Source organism: Thiohalobacter sp. IOR34 (genome assembly GCF_030406045.1).
Classification (GTDB): Bacteria; Pseudomonadota; Gammaproteobacteria; order Thiohalobacterales; family Thiohalobacteraceae.
Window position 1 is genome coordinate 1908593 of sequence record NZ_CP128988.1, and the last position, 17604, is coordinate 1926196.

Below are 17604 nucleotides of genomic sequence, written 5' to 3' on the forward strand. Positions count from 1 at the left end.
TTTCGGTCGACGATCAAATGAAGTTGACGTGCTCAGGTGGATGTTTCAGATCCCACAGGAACTTGTTCACATAGTCCTGGCGGCAGCCGATGGCGCAATCCTTGTGCACGTCCACCGACCTGGCGATGTCCTCGTGCACCGCCCAGTAGCGGTCGCTCATTACCAGGTCGTGGAACGAACCCTCGTGCAGGTCGCCGATATAGAAGCGTTCCTTGTTGAAGAAGGGACCGCAGGGATAGATCTTGCCGTTGCCCGAGATCTGCAGCAGGAACGGCGTGCCGTAGCAGACGTCGTATTTGCGGTAGCCGTTGCGGTACAGATCGGTCTCGCCGCAGGCCTTGATCTTGTTCCACTTGACCTGCACCACGTAGTCGTCGGTCGACAGGCTCTCGGCCTCCCGCAGCACGTCCTCGATCCTGCCGTAGTCGGCATAATCGATGCCGATTTCCTTGTATTCCGAATCCGAACAGTGCTTGATCACGAAATAATCGACGCCCAGTTCCCTGCCCAGCCTGGCCTCCTCCAGCACCTGGTCGTAGCATTCCGGAATCAGCACCATCTGCAGGCCCAGGGTGCACGAATAACCGCGCGCCTTCTTGATCCGGACCAGCTCGCGTATCTTTTCGACAAGCAGATCGAAATTCCCGGCCCGCGACTGGTGCACCCGATTGAATCCTTCTGGCGTCCCGGCCGACAGGTTGAAGCGTATCCATGACATGTTGGCCAGCAGATCGTCCGCCCGGTCCATGTCCAGCAGCAGACCGTTGGTCGCCATCGAGGTGTCAATGCCCTTCTCGCCGGCCAGCACGGTGGCGTCGTAGAGGGCAGGATTCAGCGTCGGTTCACCGTCGCCGATGAAGCCGATCGACCTCACGCCGAGCCGGCCACAGTCTTCGATGTAGCGCAGCAGGGCATCGCGCCCGATCATCTGCCCCTTGGTCATGTTCTGCACCACGGCATAACAGTAGAGGCAGGCGGTATTGCAGAACTTGGTCAGCCCCATGTCGATGTGGATGGGCGCAAAGCGCTCGCCGCGCTGCCAGGCCAGGACCCGCTCCAGGTGGTAGAGCATCTTGTGCCCGTCGAAGCGGAAGCGTTCAGGCGGATTCCTGTAGCTGGGACCGGTAAACTGGTTCGGCACCTTGGCCTGCTGTTCCTCCGGCAGGCGGATCACGCCCAGCTGTTCGCCCTCGCGCACGATCTCGATCCGCTGGCCGTCTGCCGGGCGGATGCCGGCCGCCTCCTTCGCCAGGGCCGCCCGGTCGACGATTTCATTGGAGGTACGCAGCTTGTGGCCGGGCCTGCGCGCCAGCGGCGCATCTTCGGGAATCTCCGTCAGTACCTCCTTGCCAAAGCGGTTCTTGCCACGATTGCCGCTGCTCATGGAGCACATCCCTCCGTCCTCTGGTTCATCAAAAAGGTCCCCGGTACTCGGGATTGGGCACGTCTGCCGGGCCCTTGGGGCACAGACGCTCGAGCACTGCATCGAGGCCGGCATCCACCCCCAGGCCGCACTGGGCGGCAACTGTCCGGGCGATGTCCCGGGCATCCGGATAGTAGCTCTCCGCCCAGACCGGCGAGGTGGGTGATGGCAGATCCGGCAGGGCGACCCGGGCCGGCGCCTGGCGCAGCGCGGGCAGGGTCCGCTCGACGACCGAGGCGATCAGCTCGCCGGCCACACCGAGACTGGCATGCGCCGTGTCGACGACGACCAGCCGGCCGGTCCGTTTGACGGATCCGGCAACCGTGTCGACATCCAGCGGGCTCACCGCCCGCATGTCGATCACCTCGACCTCGAGCCCCAGCGCCGCGAGCGCCTCGGCGGCGGCAAGCGCCTCGATCAACATATAGGAGAAGGCAGCAACGGTCACATCCTTGCCACGGCGTCGAACCACGGCGCCCTCGAGCGGGCTCTCGTAATAGCCTTCGGGGACTTCGCCCTGGATCGGCTGGATCCAGCGATGCTCGATGAAGATGACCGGGTTGTCATCGCGGATCGCCGCACAGAGCATGCCCTTGGCATCTTCGGCCACGGCCGGCATCACCACCTTCAGGCCGGGCACATGGGCAAACAGGGCCTGCAGGCTCTGTGCATGCTGCGGCCCCTGTCCCCAGCCCCGCCCGACGATCATGCGGATCACCAAGGGCACGCCCTGTTGCCCATTGAACATGTAGTGCCACTTGGCGGCATTGTTGACGATCTGATCCATCGCCAGCAGGGCAAAGTCGATCCGCTGATGCACCATCACCGGGCGCAGACCGGTCAGCGCGGCACCGATGCAGATCCCCGTCATGCCGTTCTCGGACAGCGGCATGTCGAAGACGCGCCTCGGACCGAAGCGCTCCCTGAGACCGGCCGTGGTGCCAAAGATGGCCTTGGGGTCGGGTACGCCCTCGCCGATCACGATGACGCCGGGATCGCGTTCAAGGGAGAGATGCAGTGCATCACGGATCGCATCGATGCAGCTCATCCGCGAATGCGGCAGCGATTCAGGCATAGAGGTGATGTTCGATGTCTCCTGGTGCCGGGAAGGGGCTGCCGAGCGCATAGTCGAAAGCCTCGTCGATTTCATTTCCGACCTGCCGTTCCAGTTCATCGAGCCTGTCCTGGAACCGGGGATCCTGCCCGCGCAGCGCGGCCGCCGCCCTGGACAGGGGGCAGCGCGCCTTCCAGGAGGCCAGCTCCTCGAGCGGGCGATAGCCAAGCTCACTGTCGTCATTGGGTCCGCAGTGCTCCAGCCAGCGGTAGGTCTGCGCCTCGATGAACTGCGGCCCCCCGCCCTCGCGGGCGGCATCCACGGCCTGCTTCGCGACCCGATGGACCTCCAGCACGTCACTGCCATCCACGGCATGAACCTCGCAACCATGGGCCTCGGCAATACCGAGGATCGGACGTTCCGCCTGCCTCTCGTCCAGCCGGGTATAGACGGAATAGCCGTTGTTCTCGCAGACGAAGAGGATGGGCAAGGCATGCAGCACCGCAAAGTTCATCGATTCGTGCAGCACCCCCTCCTCGAAACAGCCATCGCCGAAGAATACCGCGACCACACGGCCTGTCCCCTGGAGGCTTGCGCTCCACGCCGCACCGACGGCCAAGGGGACAGTACCGCCGACGATGGGTGTCGATCCCATGAATCCACACTGCCGGTCGATGAGATGCATGGATCCGCCACGCCCGCCGCAGCAGCCCGTGGCCCGGCCGTACAACTCCGCGAGCATGCGCCGGAGGTCACCGCCCTTGGCGAGATAATGCCCGTGGGCGCGATGGTTGCTGAATACCTGGTCCTCGGGAAGCAGCGCCAGACAGACGCCGGCGGCCACCGCCTCCTGGCCGATACAAAGATGCATGGGACAGCGGATCTGCTGCTCATGATAGCGCGCTGCCAGCCGCTCCTCGGTACGGCGGATGCGCAACATGCTGCGATACAGCGGGAAGAGAAGGTCCGTCGTCATCGGCTACTTGAGAAGGGTGGTGACATATTTCTGCAGCTCGATGGGGGAGATCGCCGAACGGTTGCAGACGATCTGCACGTCGAGGGCGGCTGCCACGCTGCCGATGAAGGCTGCCAAATCGGCTGGCAAGCCAGCGGCCGCGGCCAGTCCGGCCAGCGACAGGAAGGCGTCGCCGGCACCGATACGATCGACGACCCGGCTGGCGAGCGCCGGAACGCGGTGCATCCGCCCGGCCTCGCCGTCCCAGATGGCCACGCCCCGGGTACCGCGGGTGACGGCCAGTTGCCGGCAGCCGAGGGTCCCGGCGATCCTTTCGGCCAGGGCCTCGATGCTTCCGGAACGGTCGCTGGCCGCCATGCGCAGCTCGGGCTCGTTGAGCGACACGAAATCGGCCCGCGGATAGCGGGTTATCACATGATAGCCACGGTTGCCGCTGTTGAGCTGGGTATTGACCGCCAGGAAGGGCGCCGCCCCGCTCAGCGCCGAAACCATCCCATCGTCGATGAAACCGTTGCCGAAATCAGGCACCACCACGGCATCGAAGTCCTGCAGATGCGCGGCCAGCCAGTCGCAGGCCTCGGCGCCGAGTTCGGGCGAGGTGACATCCCGGTCGTGGAAATAGACCTCGAACAACTTCGCGTCATCGTCGCCGATATAGCGCCGCTTGACCAGGGTGCGGGCCTCTGGATTGATCAGAAAACGTGTCCTGACCTCCTGGTTCAGTCGCGAGCGGATGAAATCCTCGTGGGACTCCCTGCCGCCGAGGCCACAGAGCAGCGTCACCTCGCCCGCGAAACCGGCGATGTGATTGGCGACGGCGATGGCGCCACCCGCGAAGCGCTCTTCGTTCTGGTAGCGGACGGCGAGCACATTGCCCTTGCCGGTCTGGCCGAGCGAGGTGGTGTAATGATATTCGTCGATGATCGCGTCACCCACCACCAGCACCTTCAGCCTGCCCAGCGCCCGCAGCGCGGCGAGCACGTCCTGCAGGGAATGCGCTGCCTTGAAGCGGTCCAGATAGGTCCGCGTCTCTTCCGGGAAGACACCGAAATTGTCGTTCAGCAGGCGCGTCGAGCTGGAGGTGATCTCCTGGGTAAAGAAGATGCGTCCGCCATGGCGCTCGACCGCGGCCCGCTCGAGGCGGATGTTGCCGGTCAGGTCGTCCGCCGCCTGGGCGTAGTCCGAACCCTTGACATAGACGTCGGGTCGCAGCGCCTCGAGCACGTTCACCGCGGTCTCGGCATGGTTGATGGCCACCAGGTCGACGCATTCCAGCGCGGCGAGATTTTCCGCGCGCAGCGCCTGCGGGAACACCGGCCGGTCCGGCCCCTTGTTGACATGGGCATCGGCCGTCACAGTAACCATCAGCACATCGCCTTCCTGCCGGGCGCGCTGCAGGTGGCGGACGTGGCCGATATGCAGCAGGTCGAAGGTACCATGACAAAGAACCAGCCGCCGCCCCTGCTGGCGCAGCGCCTGCGCCCTGTCCGCCAGCACCTCGAGGGGCAGGATCTTGCGGGTCGCCGGGGGAGTGGGGTCGTGCGCCTCACCCTTCTGCTTCAGCCTGACCGTGTTGTCCAGATCCATGAGCCGTCTATTCCACCGCCAGGATGTCCGCCACATGATGCAGCAGGAACAGGTGGCCGATTTCAACCATGCCGTAGTCGTCGGAATCCAGCCAATAGTTGATGTCGCCCATCTCACGCAATGGATTGGCGCCATCGAAGCCAGTCAGCGTGATGAGCCGCGCGGAACAGGCCCGGGCACGTTGCGCGGCATTGAGGATGTTGGCCGAAGAGCCCGAGCTGCTGATGGCGATCAACAGGTCATCGGCCGCCAGCAGCCTGTCGAGCCGGTTGGCAAAGGCGTGCTCGTAACCGTAATCATTGCTCAGGCAGGTCAGGGTGGAAGGGTCGTGCAGGGTATGGGCGCGCAGGCCGCCGCGGTTGAAGAAATCGGTGGCGGCATGGCTGGCCACCGCCGCGCTGCCGCCATTGCCGACCAGATAGACGCTGCCCTTGCGCCGGCGGATATCGCTGCACAGATCGGTAACCACCTTGACCCCGGCCTCCAGGGGCATGTCGTTTCCCCCGGCGTCGCTGAAACGCCCGCTGCCGACGATCTCGGCAAAGCTTGCGCAACGCGTGCGCAGTCCGGTGCGGGTCAGCATGCCGACTCTCCACCCAGGAAGCGGAACCAGCTGCGGGTCGCATCCTGGATGCTGTCAGGATCCCAGAGGGGGGCATCCTGCCAGTCGTCGATGCTGGCCAGCATGCGCGCCACGCCGTCGTCGAAATCGATCGCCGGCTCCCAGCCCAGGCGCTCGCGGATCAGCCGCGTGTCGGCAAAGGTGCAGTCCGGCTCGCCGGGACGCTTGGGCACATGCACCACCTCGCCGCCGATCAGCTCCACCAGGCGGTTGATGCTGTAGTGGCCGCCGCTGCCGACATTGAGTATCTCGCCGGCAAGATCCGACTCCACCGCCATGACGAAGGCGCGCGCCACGTCCTCGACATAGGTGAAGTCACGGCTCTGGGTGCCGTCGCCGACCACCGTCAGCGGACGTCCGTTGGCCTTCTGGGCGAGGAACACCCCGAACACCGCGCCATAGGCACCATTGGTCCTCACCCGTGGACCATAGACGTTGAACAGCCGCAGCGAGACGGTCTCCAGACCATAGACCCGACCCCAGTGACCGACGAGCTGCTCACCCAGGTATTTGGTGAGGGCATAGGGATATTCCGGACGCGCCGGGGAAGTCTCGGGGGTGGGGTATTCGTCGGGGATGCCGTAACAGGATGAGGATGCGGCATAGACGATGCGTTTCACGCCGGCCTGGCGGGCTGCCTCGATGACATTCAGCGTCCCCTGGACATTGGTCGCGAAATAGTCCCGCGGCTGTTCGATGGAGGGCACGATATCCGCAATCCCGGCGAGGTGAATCACCCAGTCGACGCCGGCAAAGGCCCGGCCCAGGGAGTCGGCATCACGGATGTCGGTCTGATGGAATTCGAACTGCGGATGCTCCGCCACGGCGCGCAGATTGTCCAGCCGGCCACCCTCCAGGTTGTCCACCACTCGCACGGCATGGTCCTTCGCCAGCAACTGTTCGACGACGTAGCTGCCTATGAAACCTGCCCCACCGGTAACCAGTATGCGCATCACTGCACCCTATATGAAATTGACATGCGGAACCCGGGCTTCGGCCAGGTCCGCCAGATAGCGGTTGATCTCGTCCATCCGGCAATTCCTGCGGCATTCGCTCACGTCCAGTTCGTTGCGCACGAAGCGGAAGTTCGAACGTCTGGCCTCGCCCTGCCAGATGTCGCGGAAGGATGACTCATTGATGTTGCCATAGGCAAATCGCTTGTCCAGCAGGTAGGCGCTGCAACCATAGACTGAGCCATCCGCCATGACATAGGCCCAGAAAAAGGGGGTTGCATGGCATCTGCTATAACCACGCGTGCTGGATTCCTCGTATTTGCGCATGGTATGGCTACGAAATATCAGACTGAAATCGCTCGTGGTCAGGCCGCTGATGCGCTGTTCCAGATGCAGGTAGGCCCGGTAGTCGAGATTTTCGTATTCACGCGTCTGGCTGAAACAGTGCTGCGAATAGGGTTTGACCACCAGATAGTCGAGACCGATCTCGTCCCGGCAGATATGTGCCAGTTTCTCCACCTCGTCGGCGTTTTCCGGGAGCAGCAGCAGCTGCGCACCGAGCACGCAGGACAGGCCGTTGGCACGCTTTTGGGCAACCGCGCGTTTCAGGTTGTCGATGACGCGACCAAAGTCCGATGCCTTGGTGCGATGGATGCCGGCATAGGTCTCGGCCGTGCCGGCATTGAGCGACACCTTCATCCAGGCCACATGTGGCAGGGCGTGCTCGAGAAAATCTTCGTTGACGACCGTGGCATTGGTGGTAAAGGAGACGTCGATTCCGGCTTCGGCGCAGAATTCGACGATGCGCGGCATATCCGTGTGCAGCAGGGGCTCGCCTTCGCCCGCAAACATGATGCTCTTCACACCGAGGCGGCCCATCTCCGGGATTCTCTGCTCCAGGATCCGCGCATCGAGGCGTTTCGGCTGATAACCGATATAGTCGACGGCACAGAAGGTGCAACGGTGATTGCAGGCCCCGACCGGCGACATCTCGACATAGATGGGATAGACCTGCTGGGCCGCCTCCCAGTCGTCGCCGGCGTCCAGCCACTGCCCGACCCGCCGGGGATGGTAGATCAGCTTGTGGCTGTCGATGATGTATTTGTCCCCTGATCCCGGCATCGGTGCCGGACGGGCCATCTCTCCGCCTTCGGTGTCGGCATTCCCCCCGCCTGACAGGCTGTCGAACTGCTGGAGCCGTGACGGACACTCTTCCATTCGTATTGTTTCCTCCCGGGGAGAGCACTCAATTGGATGCCCGATGCCCAAGGAACAGACCTGGAGGGCTTATGATTCAATTGGTTATATGAGCCCCGATACTGGTTCAAGGCCAATGCAGGGTGATGTTACCCCGGGCGGAAAGGACCCGCAACAAGGCCCGGCCAGTAGCGGAAGATATATTAGCCCGGATATTGCACCAAGGATTCGATGCTCAGGGCGAGGCTGGCAAAGCAGCCTGGGTGAACGTCCGAAAAGTCATAGCCGTTGCCATGGCTTGAGGAGGATCACCCAGGATGCGAAGCCAGATTCGGCCTGACATCGAACAGGCACAAACCGTAACCCGCCCAGGGGGCCTTTCATGGCCATATCGTCCCTGTATTACACATTCATGCGCGCCGCCTTGGTGCAATATGCGGGTTAGAGAAGGCTGAACAGCGACAGCCCCTGGACACGGATGAAGGCCTGCTGGGCTGCCTGCAGCACCAGCATCTGCTGGTTGAGGCGGCTCGCCGCCTCGGTGATGTCCAGGTCCTCGACCGAGGAACGCATCTCCTTCAACTGCAGGATGAAGGACTCGTTGATCTGCTGCTCGGCATCGATGGCGTTCAGGCGGGAGCCGATCCTGGCCCTCACCTCACCCAGGTTCTGGATGGCGTTCTCCAGCTCTTCCAGCGAGGCCGGCTTCGGGTTGTTGGATTCCAGAGCGGAGGCCAGGCCGTAGAGAGAACTGAACACATCCTTGTAACCACCCGCCGGATCCTCGATCTTCATGAACACCTCGAGCCCGGAGTCACCGATCGCGATCTTGCGGGAAGGTCCGACCTGTAGCAGCCTCTGGCCCTGATCCCCCTGATAGGTGAAGGTCCCGCCACCGGCATCGACAACCGGCTGCACCTGGCTCTTGGTGCCGGCAAACAGATATTCGCCGTTGGCGTCCTTGGTGTTCGCCAGCCCCTGCATTTCGGCCAGGATCTGGCGGATCTCGCGGGCGATATCCTTGCGTCCGCTGGCCCCCATGGAATCGCTGAGGCCCCGCACCGCAAGTTCCCGCGCCCGCTGCAGGGCATTCACCGCACTATCCAGGGTGGTGTCCTCCAGCTCCAGCCTTGCGGTCGCCGTGACGATGTTCTTCTGGAACTGCTCGGTCCTCGACAGCGACTCCGAGAGGCCCACCACCTGGGCGGCCGCGGTCGGATCGTCCGAAGGGCTGACGAAACGGCGCCCGCTCGAAATCTGGGTCTGGGTCTCGAACACCCGCCGCTGCTGTTCGAGCATAGCGTCGACGCCGTTCTGGAAGATGGTGAGATTGGACAGTCGGGTCATGACTTACCTCTGGGTCGCGCTCAGCAGGGTCTGGAACATGCTGTCGGCCACGGTGATCACCCGCGCCATGGCCTGATAGGCCTGCTGGAAACGGAGCAGATTGGCCGCCTCCTCGTCGAGATTCACACCCTGCACGGAATCGCGTTGTTCGCGGGCATTCTGGTTGAGCTGAAACTGGGCATCGCGGTTGATCTCGGCCTGGCGGGTCCGGGTTGCGGTATCCGAGATCAACTGGCCATAGGCTCCCTGCAGATTGGTGGTGCCGTTCTCCATGGTCAAGTCGGTCTGCAGGGCAGCCAGGGCCAGCATGTTGTGATTGTCACCAACCCCTTTGCTGTTGGCGCTGATCACGAAGCTGTCGGAATTGGCCGGTGTGCCGTTGATGGTGAAGGTGATGCCGGCCACCGTGTAGCTGTCGCCGGCATTGCTCGACGGATCGTAGCTCAGGGTGCCGCTGATGGAACTGCCATCCGTGTATGAGAACTCATCAGCGGTCGCATCGTAGGTAAAGGTGATACTGGCGCTCAGCGCGGAGAACGAAGAGCCCACCGAGTCCAGGGAAAAACTGCCCGTGCCCGAGTTGGTCGGCACCCCGTTGCTGTTGGTCGTCTCACCGATTCGTACCGGGGCGGCGGCAGCAATACGCCGCACGTCGCTGATCAGCAGCCCGATGCCATCGGCCCCGTTGCGCGTCGGCCGGATCTGGAAGGAATCGCCTGAGCTGGCCGTGCCGCTGACCACGATATTCAGGCCATCGGCATTGAAGGGCGAGGCGCTGGTACCGGATCCGGTCATGGTGACGCTGTCGCCGTCGCTATCCTTCAATGACCAGCTCGATCCATCATAGGAAAGGATATAATCCTTGATGGTGAGATCATCGAGATTTGATGTGTCATAACTGACGCTGAGCGAGCCGCTGCCGCTATTGTCGTTGTTTGCCGACCAGGCCGGCGACCCGGAGGCAAAGAAGCTGCCACCCAGGTTGCCGTCCAGGTCCATGCCCAGAGCGTGCTGGGCGTTGAATTCGCTGGCCAGCACCACACCGATGCGGCCGATGGCATTCTGCGAGGGATCGAGGATCTCGTCACGAAATGCCAGCAGCCCCCCGAGCTGGCCACCACTGATATTACTGGTGATGTCCGTCGAGGAGTTGCCGACACTGTAGCGGATCACCTTGTAGTCGGCGCTATAGGCGCTGCCGCCGAGGGAAAGGGTGCCGGCCGAGCTGCCGGTGACCAGCGACTGACCGGTGCCGATAAAGACATTGAGGCTGCCGTCGTCCTGGCTGACCGTCTTCACCGAGACGAACTTCGACAGCTCCTCGATCAGCCGGTCACGGCTGTCCAGCAGATCGTTGGGCGGATTGCCACCGGAACGGCCGGTGGCCACCACGATATCCTGGTTGATGTCGGCGATCGACTGACTCAGGCTGTTGATCTCACCGAGCATGGAATCGAGCTGACCATTGAGTTCCCGGCGCATGCTGTTCAACTGGTCATCGAGATAACCGAAACGGGCCACCAGGGAATCGGCCTCGGTCAACAGCAACTGACGTTCGGGGACGGAAGCCGGGTTGTCGGCCAGGGTCTGTACAGCCTGGAAAAAACCCTCCAGCCCACCATTGAGACCGGCGACAGGATCGCCCAGCACGTCCGAGATGCGCCCGGCAAAGCGTTCATAGATGTCGTAGCGCTCGACCGACGAAGCGGTGTCACGCACCCGCTCGGTGAGAAACTGGTCATAGGTACGACGAATGGTGTCGACACTGACGCCGGTGCCGACGAAACCCGAGCCAGTGAGGGTCGGCGTCTGGGCAGACAGATCAACGCGCTGGCGGGTATAGCCAGGCGTATTGACGTTGGCGATATTGTGTTCCGCGGTTCTGAGCTGGGTCTGATAGGCCAGCAGCCCCGATGTCGCCGTCCCGAAAATGGTTGCCATTGCAAAAAACCTCTCTACCGACTAGCGGCCAGCAGGGCATTGCCCTTGAGGGCATCGACCGCCGAGCGGAAGGCCGGACTGGTGTATATGTTCATGATCTTGCTCGCATATTCAGGGTCCGTGGCATACCCCGCCTCGCCCAGCGCCTGCACATAGGCGGCCGGATCCCCGGCCTGTTGCAGGGCCTGACGATACCGCGGGCGACCGCGAATGAAGGCGGCATAGTCCTCGAGGCTGGCGGCCGGGCTGTCATAGGCGCGGAAAGCGGCCTGCTCGCGCTGCACCAGCCCGCCGCGATTTTCGAGCGTCTGCGTCAACACCCGCGGCCCCGACCAGTCCGGGCCGGCCTTGATGCCGAACAGATTGAAGCTGGGGCGTCCGTCCGCATGGCGCGGCATCTTCTGGCCCCAGCCCGTCTCCAGCGCCGACTGTGCCAGCAGCAGCGCCGGATCCACACCGAGCCGACCGGCCGCCTCCCTGGCATGCGGCCAGAGCTGCCGCACGAAGGCATCGGGCGTCGGCGGCGGCCAGTCGCTGCCAGCCGCCTCCCCTGCCTGCGCCGGGGGTGCCGTGGCAGCCGGCGGCGAAGTTCCGTGCTGCAACCGGAAGGGCGAGACGACGGCCGGCAGATCGCGACCAGGGGCCGGCTGGGGACTCTGCGGCGGCGCGGCCTGCTCGCCTCCCAACTGGCGGACCAGCATCTCCGCCAGGCCCAGGCCCTTGCCCTTGGTCATCTCCAGTCCGATCTGCTGGTCGAACATGCCCTGGTAGAAGCGGGTCTGGTCGTTGTCCATCAATCCGTCGCCGGGGCTGGCCTGGCGCATGCTCTTCAGCATCATGTTGATGAACAGCGCCTCGAACTGCCCGGCCACCGCGCGCAGCGTCTCCGGATCACGCCCGTTGCTGGCCCGCGCCTGACTGCGCAGCCTGGCCAGGCCGGTGAGGTCGGTGTAGACGCTGGGATCGGCCGTCAGGCTCATGGCTGCAGCCGTCCCCTCAGAGGACGATCAGCTCGGCGCGCAAGGCGCCGGCCGCCTTCAGCGCCTCGAGGATGGCGACCAGGTCGCTGGGCGCGGCACCCACCCGGTTCACGGCCAGCACGATGTCGTTCAGGGTTACGCCGGGGTCGAACATGAACATCCGGCTCTTGTCCTCGCTCACGGCGACATCGCTGGACGGGGTGACCACGGTCTGGCCAGTGGACAACGGTGCCGGCTGACTGACCTGGGAGGTCTCGGTGATGGTCACGGTGAGGCTGCCATGCGAAACCGCGGCGGGCATCACCCGCACATGGCTGCCGATGACCACGGTACCGGTCCGCGAATTGACGATGACCCGCGCCGGTGCCTCGCCCGGCTCGACCTCCAGGTTCTCCAGCATGGAGACGAAGGCCACCCGCTGCGAGGGGTCACGCGGTGCATTGACGCGGATCGACGAGGCATCCACCGCCCGGGCCATAGGCGATCCCAGGGTCCGGTTGATCGACTTGGCCAGGCGGTTGGCGGTGGTGAAGTCGGCGGTGTGCAGATTGAGCATCAGGCTGTCGCCCTGGGCGAAGGGATTGCCCAACTCCCGCTCCACGGTCGCGCCGTTGGGGATACGGCCGACGCTGGGCACGTTGACGGTGACACTGGAACCGTCGCTGCCGCCGGCGCTGAGGCCGCCGACCACCAGATTGCCCTGGGCCAGGGCGTAGACCTGGCCATCGGCACCCTTCAGTGGCGACATCAGCAGGGTGCCACCGCGCAGGCTCTTGGCATCACCGATCGAGGACACGGTAACATCGATCGTCTGGCCGCGCTTGGCGAAGGGCGGCAAGACCGCGCTGAGAGACACCGCGGCGACGTTCTTCAGCTTGGTGCTGATCTCAGGCGGAACGGTGACCCCGAACTTGGCGAGCATGCTCTTCACGCTCTGCACCGTGAACGGGATCTGCTGGGTCTTGTCACCGGTGCCGTTCAGTCCGACTACGATGCCGTAGCCGACCAGCTGGTTGTCACGCACCCCGGCCAGGGTGGCCAGGTCCTTGATCCGCTCGGCACGCAAGGGTGCAGCGGCAAGCATCAGCAGGCCGGCGAGGCCCAGAATCGTCAGCTTGACCGGAATATGGATCTTCATTGCTGTTCCTCGGCTGCGACCGTTCAGAACGGCCAGATGGGACTGTTGAAGAAGCGCGCCAGCCAGCCCATGCTGTTGGCGTCGGCGAGGGTACCCTTGCCACTGTAGGTAATGCGGGCATCCGCCACCTGACCGGAGAGCACCGAATTGTCGGCGCGGATGTCGGTCGGGCGGACGATGCCGGAGATCTGGATGAACTCGTCACCCTGATTGAGGGTCAGCCACTTCTCGCCGCGCACATAGAGATTGCCGTTGGGCAGCACCTCGGCCACGGTAACCGTGATGTTGCCGCTCAGGCTGTTGCTCTGCTTGCTGTCGCCCTCACCGGTGAAGTCGCTGCTCGAGTCCAGGGTGTTCTGCAGGGTGTTGGCCCGGCCTGCGGCGTGCCGCAGCAGCGGGATGTCGAAGCGCAGTGCCGATCCGAGCAGGGTCGGGTTGGCGGCGGTCAGACCGGTCTCCTTCTTGGTGCTGGTGGTGGCCTTCTTGCTGGCCTGGGTCTTCTCCTGGAGGACGATGGTCAGGATGTCCCCCACCCGCCGGGCCTTGAGATCCTCGAACAAAGGCGTGGCGAAACCCGGCTGGTAGATGCTGCCGTCGGTCTGCGGCGGCGGCTTGGGCATCGGCGGCATCACCGGCCGGTAACTGGGGTGCTGGTGCGGCACCGTGGCGCAACCGCCGAGCAGGCCGCCAAGCAGCAGCACCACGCCGCAGCGCAGCAACCAGCCACATATCTCCTGAGTCCTCATCGTCCCGTTACTCCCTCGTCGCCAGCGCTACAGGTTGTTGTTGACGTATTGCAGCATGCGGTCACTGGTCGAGATCGCCTTGGAATTCATCTCGTAGGCGCGCTGGGTCTCGATCATGTTGACCAGCTCCTCCACCACGTTGACGTTGGAGGTCTCCAGGGCGCCCTGCACCAGGCTGCCGAGGCCATTGATCCCCGGCGTACCGGTGGTCGGTGCCCCACTGGAAGCGGTCTCGGTGTACAGGTTGTCACCGATCGGCTGCAGACCGGTCGGGTTGATGAAATCCGCCAGCTCGATGGTGCCGATCTGGGTCGGCGCGGCCTGCCCCTGGACCTGCACCGAAACGGTTCCGTCGGAACCGATGGTCAGGCTCTGGGCGTTCTCCGGCACAGTGATCGCCGGCTGGATCAGGTTGCCGCTGCTGGTGACCAGCTGTCCCGCGGCATCCGTCATCAGGCTGCCGTCACGGGTATAGGCCAGGGTACCGTCCGGCATCAGCACCTGGAGGAAACCGCGACCGGAGATGGCCAGATCGAAGCTGTTCGCGGTCTGCACGATGTTGCCCTGGGTATGCAGCTGCTGGGTGGCCACGGTGCGCACGCCGGTGCCGAGCATCAGACCGGATGGCAGCTGGGTCTCCTGCGAGGCCTGGGCACCCGCCTGCCGCACGTTCTGATAGAGCAGATCCTGGAACACCGCACGACCGCGCTTGAAACCGGTGGTGTTGACATTGGCCAGGTTGTTGGAGATGACGCTCATTCGGGTCTGCTGGGCCTCCAGACCGGTCATCGAGATCCACATTGCCTTGTTCATGATTCCTTCTCCACTGCCTGAATGGCGGTTTCAATATGCTGCAGATTCAATCCCTGAAGCACATCAACTGTTGATACTCATCAGACGCGCCGAGGACTCGTCGTTCTGCTTGGCAGTCTGCATCAGCTTGACCTGTGCCTCGTACTGGCGCGCCAGGCTGACCATGTTCATCAGTGCCTCCACCGCATTGACGTTGCTGCCCTCCAGGGCGCCGCTGGTGAGGGTCACTGCATTGCTGGCCTCGGCCTCGCTGCCATCGGCCAGGCGCAACAGCCCGTCCTCGCCCTTCACCAGTTGCGCCGGATCAGGCTGCACCAGCTTGATACGTCCGACTACGGCCAGGGTGTTGGCCGGCTGGCCGATGGGCAGCACCGACACCGTGCCGTCCGGTGCGATCTCGATCTGCTGGGCATCGGGTATCAGCATCGGCCCGCCATCGCCGATCACCGCCAGACCGGTGCCGGTCTCGAGCATGCCGGAAGCCGAGATGCGCAGATCGCCGGCCCGGGTATAGGCCTCGCTGCCATCCGCGGCCTGCACCGCGATCCAGCCCTGGCCGTTGATCGCCACATCCAGGGAGCGGCCGGTGGACTGCACCGTGCCCTTGGAGAAATCCACACCTTCCCCGGCGTTGACCGCGTAGACGCGGCTGGCATGACCCGGGCCGTAGACCTGCTGCGCCTGGGCCAGCGACAGGTCCGCCTGAAAACCGGTGGTACTGACGTTGGCCAGGTTGTTGGCCGTGACGGTCTGCGCCTCGAGGATCTGGCGGGCACCGCTGGCTGCGAGATACAGCATCCGGTCCATGATCTACTCCCTGGTCATCAGCGGATGTTGATGATGGTCTGGGTGATGGTGTCGGCGGTGCTGATCACCTGGGAATTGGCCTGGAAATTGCGCTGGGCAGTGATCAGGTTGATCAGCTGCTCGGCGATATCCACGTTGGACGACTCCAGGGCGCCCGACTGGATCAGGCCGAAGCTCGCCGTCCCCGCCTCGCCAACCAGGCGGTCACCCGAGGAATAGGTCTGCGCCCAGTTGGTGTCGCCGAGCTGGCGCAGGCCCTGGTTGTTGGGGAAGTTGGCCAGCGCGATCTTGCCCAGGGCCGTCGACTGGCCGTTGGTATAGCGGGCCGAGACCACGCCGTTGTCGGCGATGTCCAGGCCGGTCAGGCGGCCGGTCGCGTAACCGTCCTGGGACAGCGAGTTGACCGCAAAATCGCCACCAAACTGGGTCAGGTCGTTATAGTCGAGATCGAGGGCCAATGCCGCCGCACCCGTGGTGCTGGACAGCGACAGGCTGTCATAACTGACCACGCCACTGGAACCACTGGAAGACGAGGTATCCAGCGTGCCATCGGTATCGAATACCAGGGTGGCGTACTCATCGGAACCACTGTTGAAATCGACCCGCTGGGCAGTACCCGAACCGTCGTCGACATACAACCAGCTGTACCAGGTGTTGGCGGTGTTGGGATCCTTCAGATAATAACTGGTCGCCGTGTGCTGGCTGCCGAGCGAATCGTAGACGGTGAAGGAGGTCGAATAATCGTAGGTCGTGGCGGTATCCGGGTCGAAGGCGGCGATGGCCGCGGCCGTCGAGGACGCGCTGGCGCCGGCACTGGTATCGGAGGCATCGAGATTGATCGCCAGATCGACGTCCACGGTGGCGCTCGGTGAACCCTCACTCAGTGAGATCTGCAGATCTTGCAACGAGCCGGTATCGAAGTTGGTTGAACTGTTGCCGATCGGCGAGAAGATCTGCAGCCGCTGGCCGGAACTGTTCACCACGTAGCCGTCGCGATCGACGCTGAAGGCGCCGGCACGGGTATACTGCAACGAACCGCTGTCGCTGAGAATGAAGAAGCCCTCGCCATTGACCGCGAGATCCAGGTTGTTGCTGGTGAACTCGATGTTGCCCTGCGAGAACTGCTGCGCCACCCGGGCCAGGCGGACACCGCCACCGACGGCGGTGTTGCTCACCCCGCCGAGCGAGGTGGCATAGACATCGGCGAACTCGGAACGCGATGACTTGAAACCGGCGGTGCCGGAGTTGGCGATGTTGTTGCCCGTCACCTGCAGATCGGAAGATGCGGCATTCAGGCCACTGAGTGCGATGCGAAACGGCATGGTCTACCTCCTTAGAGTATCTGTTGTACGTCGGAGAAGCGGATCTCGCCCGCGCCCTTGAGCTGCAACAGCAGGCCGGCCGCACCCAGGGTGACGGCCTCGACCTGATTCACGATATTGGCCTCCAGAGCCTCGCTGGAACCGTCGATGCTTGCCTCAGCCGTGACCACATAGCGTCCGGCTGGGGCATACTGGCCATTGTCCATCAGACCGTCCCACTGGAAGGGAATCGCCCCGGAGGCCTGGCTGCCCAGCGGCATGTCCCTGACCAGCTGGCCGGCAGCGTCGTAGATCTTGACCGTCACCTGGGGGCTGCTGGTCGGCAGGTCGAGACTGCCCTTCAGACCACCGCCCTCCGGCAGGATGCCGATGCCGGTCGGCGCCAGCACCTCACGCCCGACCAGGGACGCGGCCTGCAGGGACTGGCTGGACACCAGCGAAGTGCTCAGCTCGTCGAAGGACTTGTTCAGCTCGTCGAGACCGGTCACCGCGCTGAACTGCGCCATCTGGGTGATGAAGTCACCGTTCTCCATCGGCTTCAGCGGATCCTGGTTCCTGAGCTGGGCAACCATCAGGTCGAGGAACTCCTCCTGGCCGAGCTTGTTGCGATTGCCCTGTTCGGCCTGGGCCTGGTAGCTGGTGCGCAGGCCGATGTCGCTGTAGCTGCCTTCTGTATCAATCATGGCTGTACTCCCTTA

16 protein-coding genes are annotated in these 17604 nt (G+C 63.7%); all 16 read right to left on the reverse strand.

Features of this window, described 5'->3' with window-relative positions; all coding sequences use genetic code 11:
- Nucleotides 1–13: 13 nt before the first annotated feature.
- Nucleotides 14–1384, reverse strand: coding sequence for a radical SAM protein (locus QVG61_RS08780; protein ID WP_289930258.1), 1371 nt, complete (start codon nt 1382–1384; stop codon nt 14–16).
- A gap of 28 nt (nt 1385–1412) precedes the next feature.
- Nucleotides 1413–2471 carry a transketolase C-terminal domain-containing protein gene (locus tag QVG61_RS08785; protein ID WP_289930259.1) on the reverse strand — a complete coding sequence of 353 codons (1059 nt, stop codon included), beginning with the start codon at nt 2469–2471 and terminating at the stop codon, nt 1413–1415.
- A 19-nt stretch (nt 2472–2490) separates the two neighbouring features.
- Nucleotides 2491–3453, reverse strand: coding sequence for a thiamine pyrophosphate-dependent dehydrogenase E1 component subunit alpha (locus QVG61_RS08790; protein WP_289930260.1), 963 nt, complete (start codon nt 3451–3453; stop codon nt 2491–2493).
- A gap of 3 nt (nt 3454–3456) precedes the next feature.
- Nucleotides 3457–5040 carry a PfkB family carbohydrate kinase gene (locus QVG61_RS08795; protein ID WP_289930261.1) on the reverse strand — a complete coding sequence of 528 codons (1584 nt, stop codon included), beginning with the start codon at nt 5038–5040 and terminating at the stop codon, nt 3457–3459.
- A 7-nt stretch (nt 5041–5047) separates the two neighbouring features.
- Nucleotides 5048–5623 (reverse strand): SIS domain-containing protein, encoded by a 576-nt coding sequence (locus tag QVG61_RS08800; protein ID WP_289930262.1) that lies wholly within the window; start codon nt 5621–5623, stop codon nt 5048–5050.
- The gene (locus QVG61_RS08805; RefSeq protein WP_289930263.1) at nt 5617–6615 is read right to left on the reverse strand and encodes an SDR family oxidoreductase; all 999 of its coding nucleotides are present in this window, start codon (nt 6613–6615) and stop codon (nt 5617–5619) included. The genes QVG61_RS08800 and QVG61_RS08805 overlap by 7 nt, the downstream gene beginning before the upstream one ends.
- Nucleotides 6616–6624: 9 nt before the next feature.
- Entirely contained in the window at nt 6625–7737 is a 1113-nt protein-coding gene (locus tag QVG61_RS08810; protein ID WP_354671218.1) for a radical SAM protein, read from the reverse strand.
- A gap of 516 nt (nt 7738–8253) precedes the next feature.
- Entirely contained in the window at nt 8254–9159 is a 906-nt protein-coding gene (flgL, locus tag QVG61_RS08815) for a flagellar hook-associated protein FlgL (protein ID WP_289930265.1), read from the reverse strand.
- Nucleotides 9160–9162: 3 nt separating this feature from the next.
- Entirely contained in the window at nt 9163–11100 is a 1938-nt protein-coding gene (gene flgK, locus QVG61_RS08820; protein WP_289930266.1) for a flagellar hook-associated protein FlgK, read from the reverse strand.
- 14 nt (nt 11101–11114) lie between these two features.
- Nucleotides 11115–12080 carry a flagellar assembly peptidoglycan hydrolase FlgJ gene (gene flgJ, locus QVG61_RS08825; RefSeq protein WP_289930267.1) on the reverse strand — a complete coding sequence of 322 codons (966 nt, stop codon included), beginning with the start codon at nt 12078–12080 and terminating at the stop codon, nt 11115–11117.
- A 16-nt stretch (nt 12081–12096) separates the two neighbouring features.
- Nucleotides 12097–13164, reverse strand: a complete 1068-nt coding sequence (locus QVG61_RS08830) for a flagellar basal body P-ring protein FlgI (protein ID WP_289932762.1) — start codon at nt 13162–13164, stop codon at nt 12097–12099.
- 77 nt (nt 13165–13241) lie between these two features.
- Nucleotides 13242–13964: a flagellar basal body L-ring protein FlgH gene (gene flgH, locus QVG61_RS08835; protein ID WP_289930268.1), complete on the reverse strand. Its 723-nt coding sequence runs from the start codon at nt 13962–13964 to the stop codon at nt 13242–13244.
- 27 nt (nt 13965–13991) lie between these two features.
- On the reverse strand, nt 13992–14777 hold the full coding sequence (gene flgG / locus QVG61_RS08840) for a flagellar basal-body rod protein FlgG (protein ID WP_289930269.1): 786 nt from the start codon (nt 14775–14777) through the stop codon (nt 13992–13994).
- A 63-nt stretch (nt 14778–14840) separates the two neighbouring features.
- Entirely contained in the window at nt 14841–15584 is a 744-nt protein-coding gene (flgF, locus tag QVG61_RS08845; protein WP_289930270.1) for a flagellar basal-body rod protein FlgF, read from the reverse strand.
- Nucleotides 15585–15601: 17 nt separating this feature from the next.
- Complete coding sequence (flgE, locus tag QVG61_RS08850) at nt 15602–16906, reverse strand: flagellar hook protein FlgE (protein WP_289930271.1); 1305 nt, start codon at nt 16904–16906, stop codon at nt 15602–15604.
- Between the two features lie 11 nt (nt 16907–16917).
- A complete protein-coding gene (locus QVG61_RS08855; RefSeq protein ID WP_289930272.1) occupies nt 16918–17589 on the reverse strand; it encodes a flagellar hook assembly protein FlgD in 672 nt (223 codons plus the stop codon).
- Between the last annotated feature and the right edge of the window lie 15 nt (nt 17590–17604).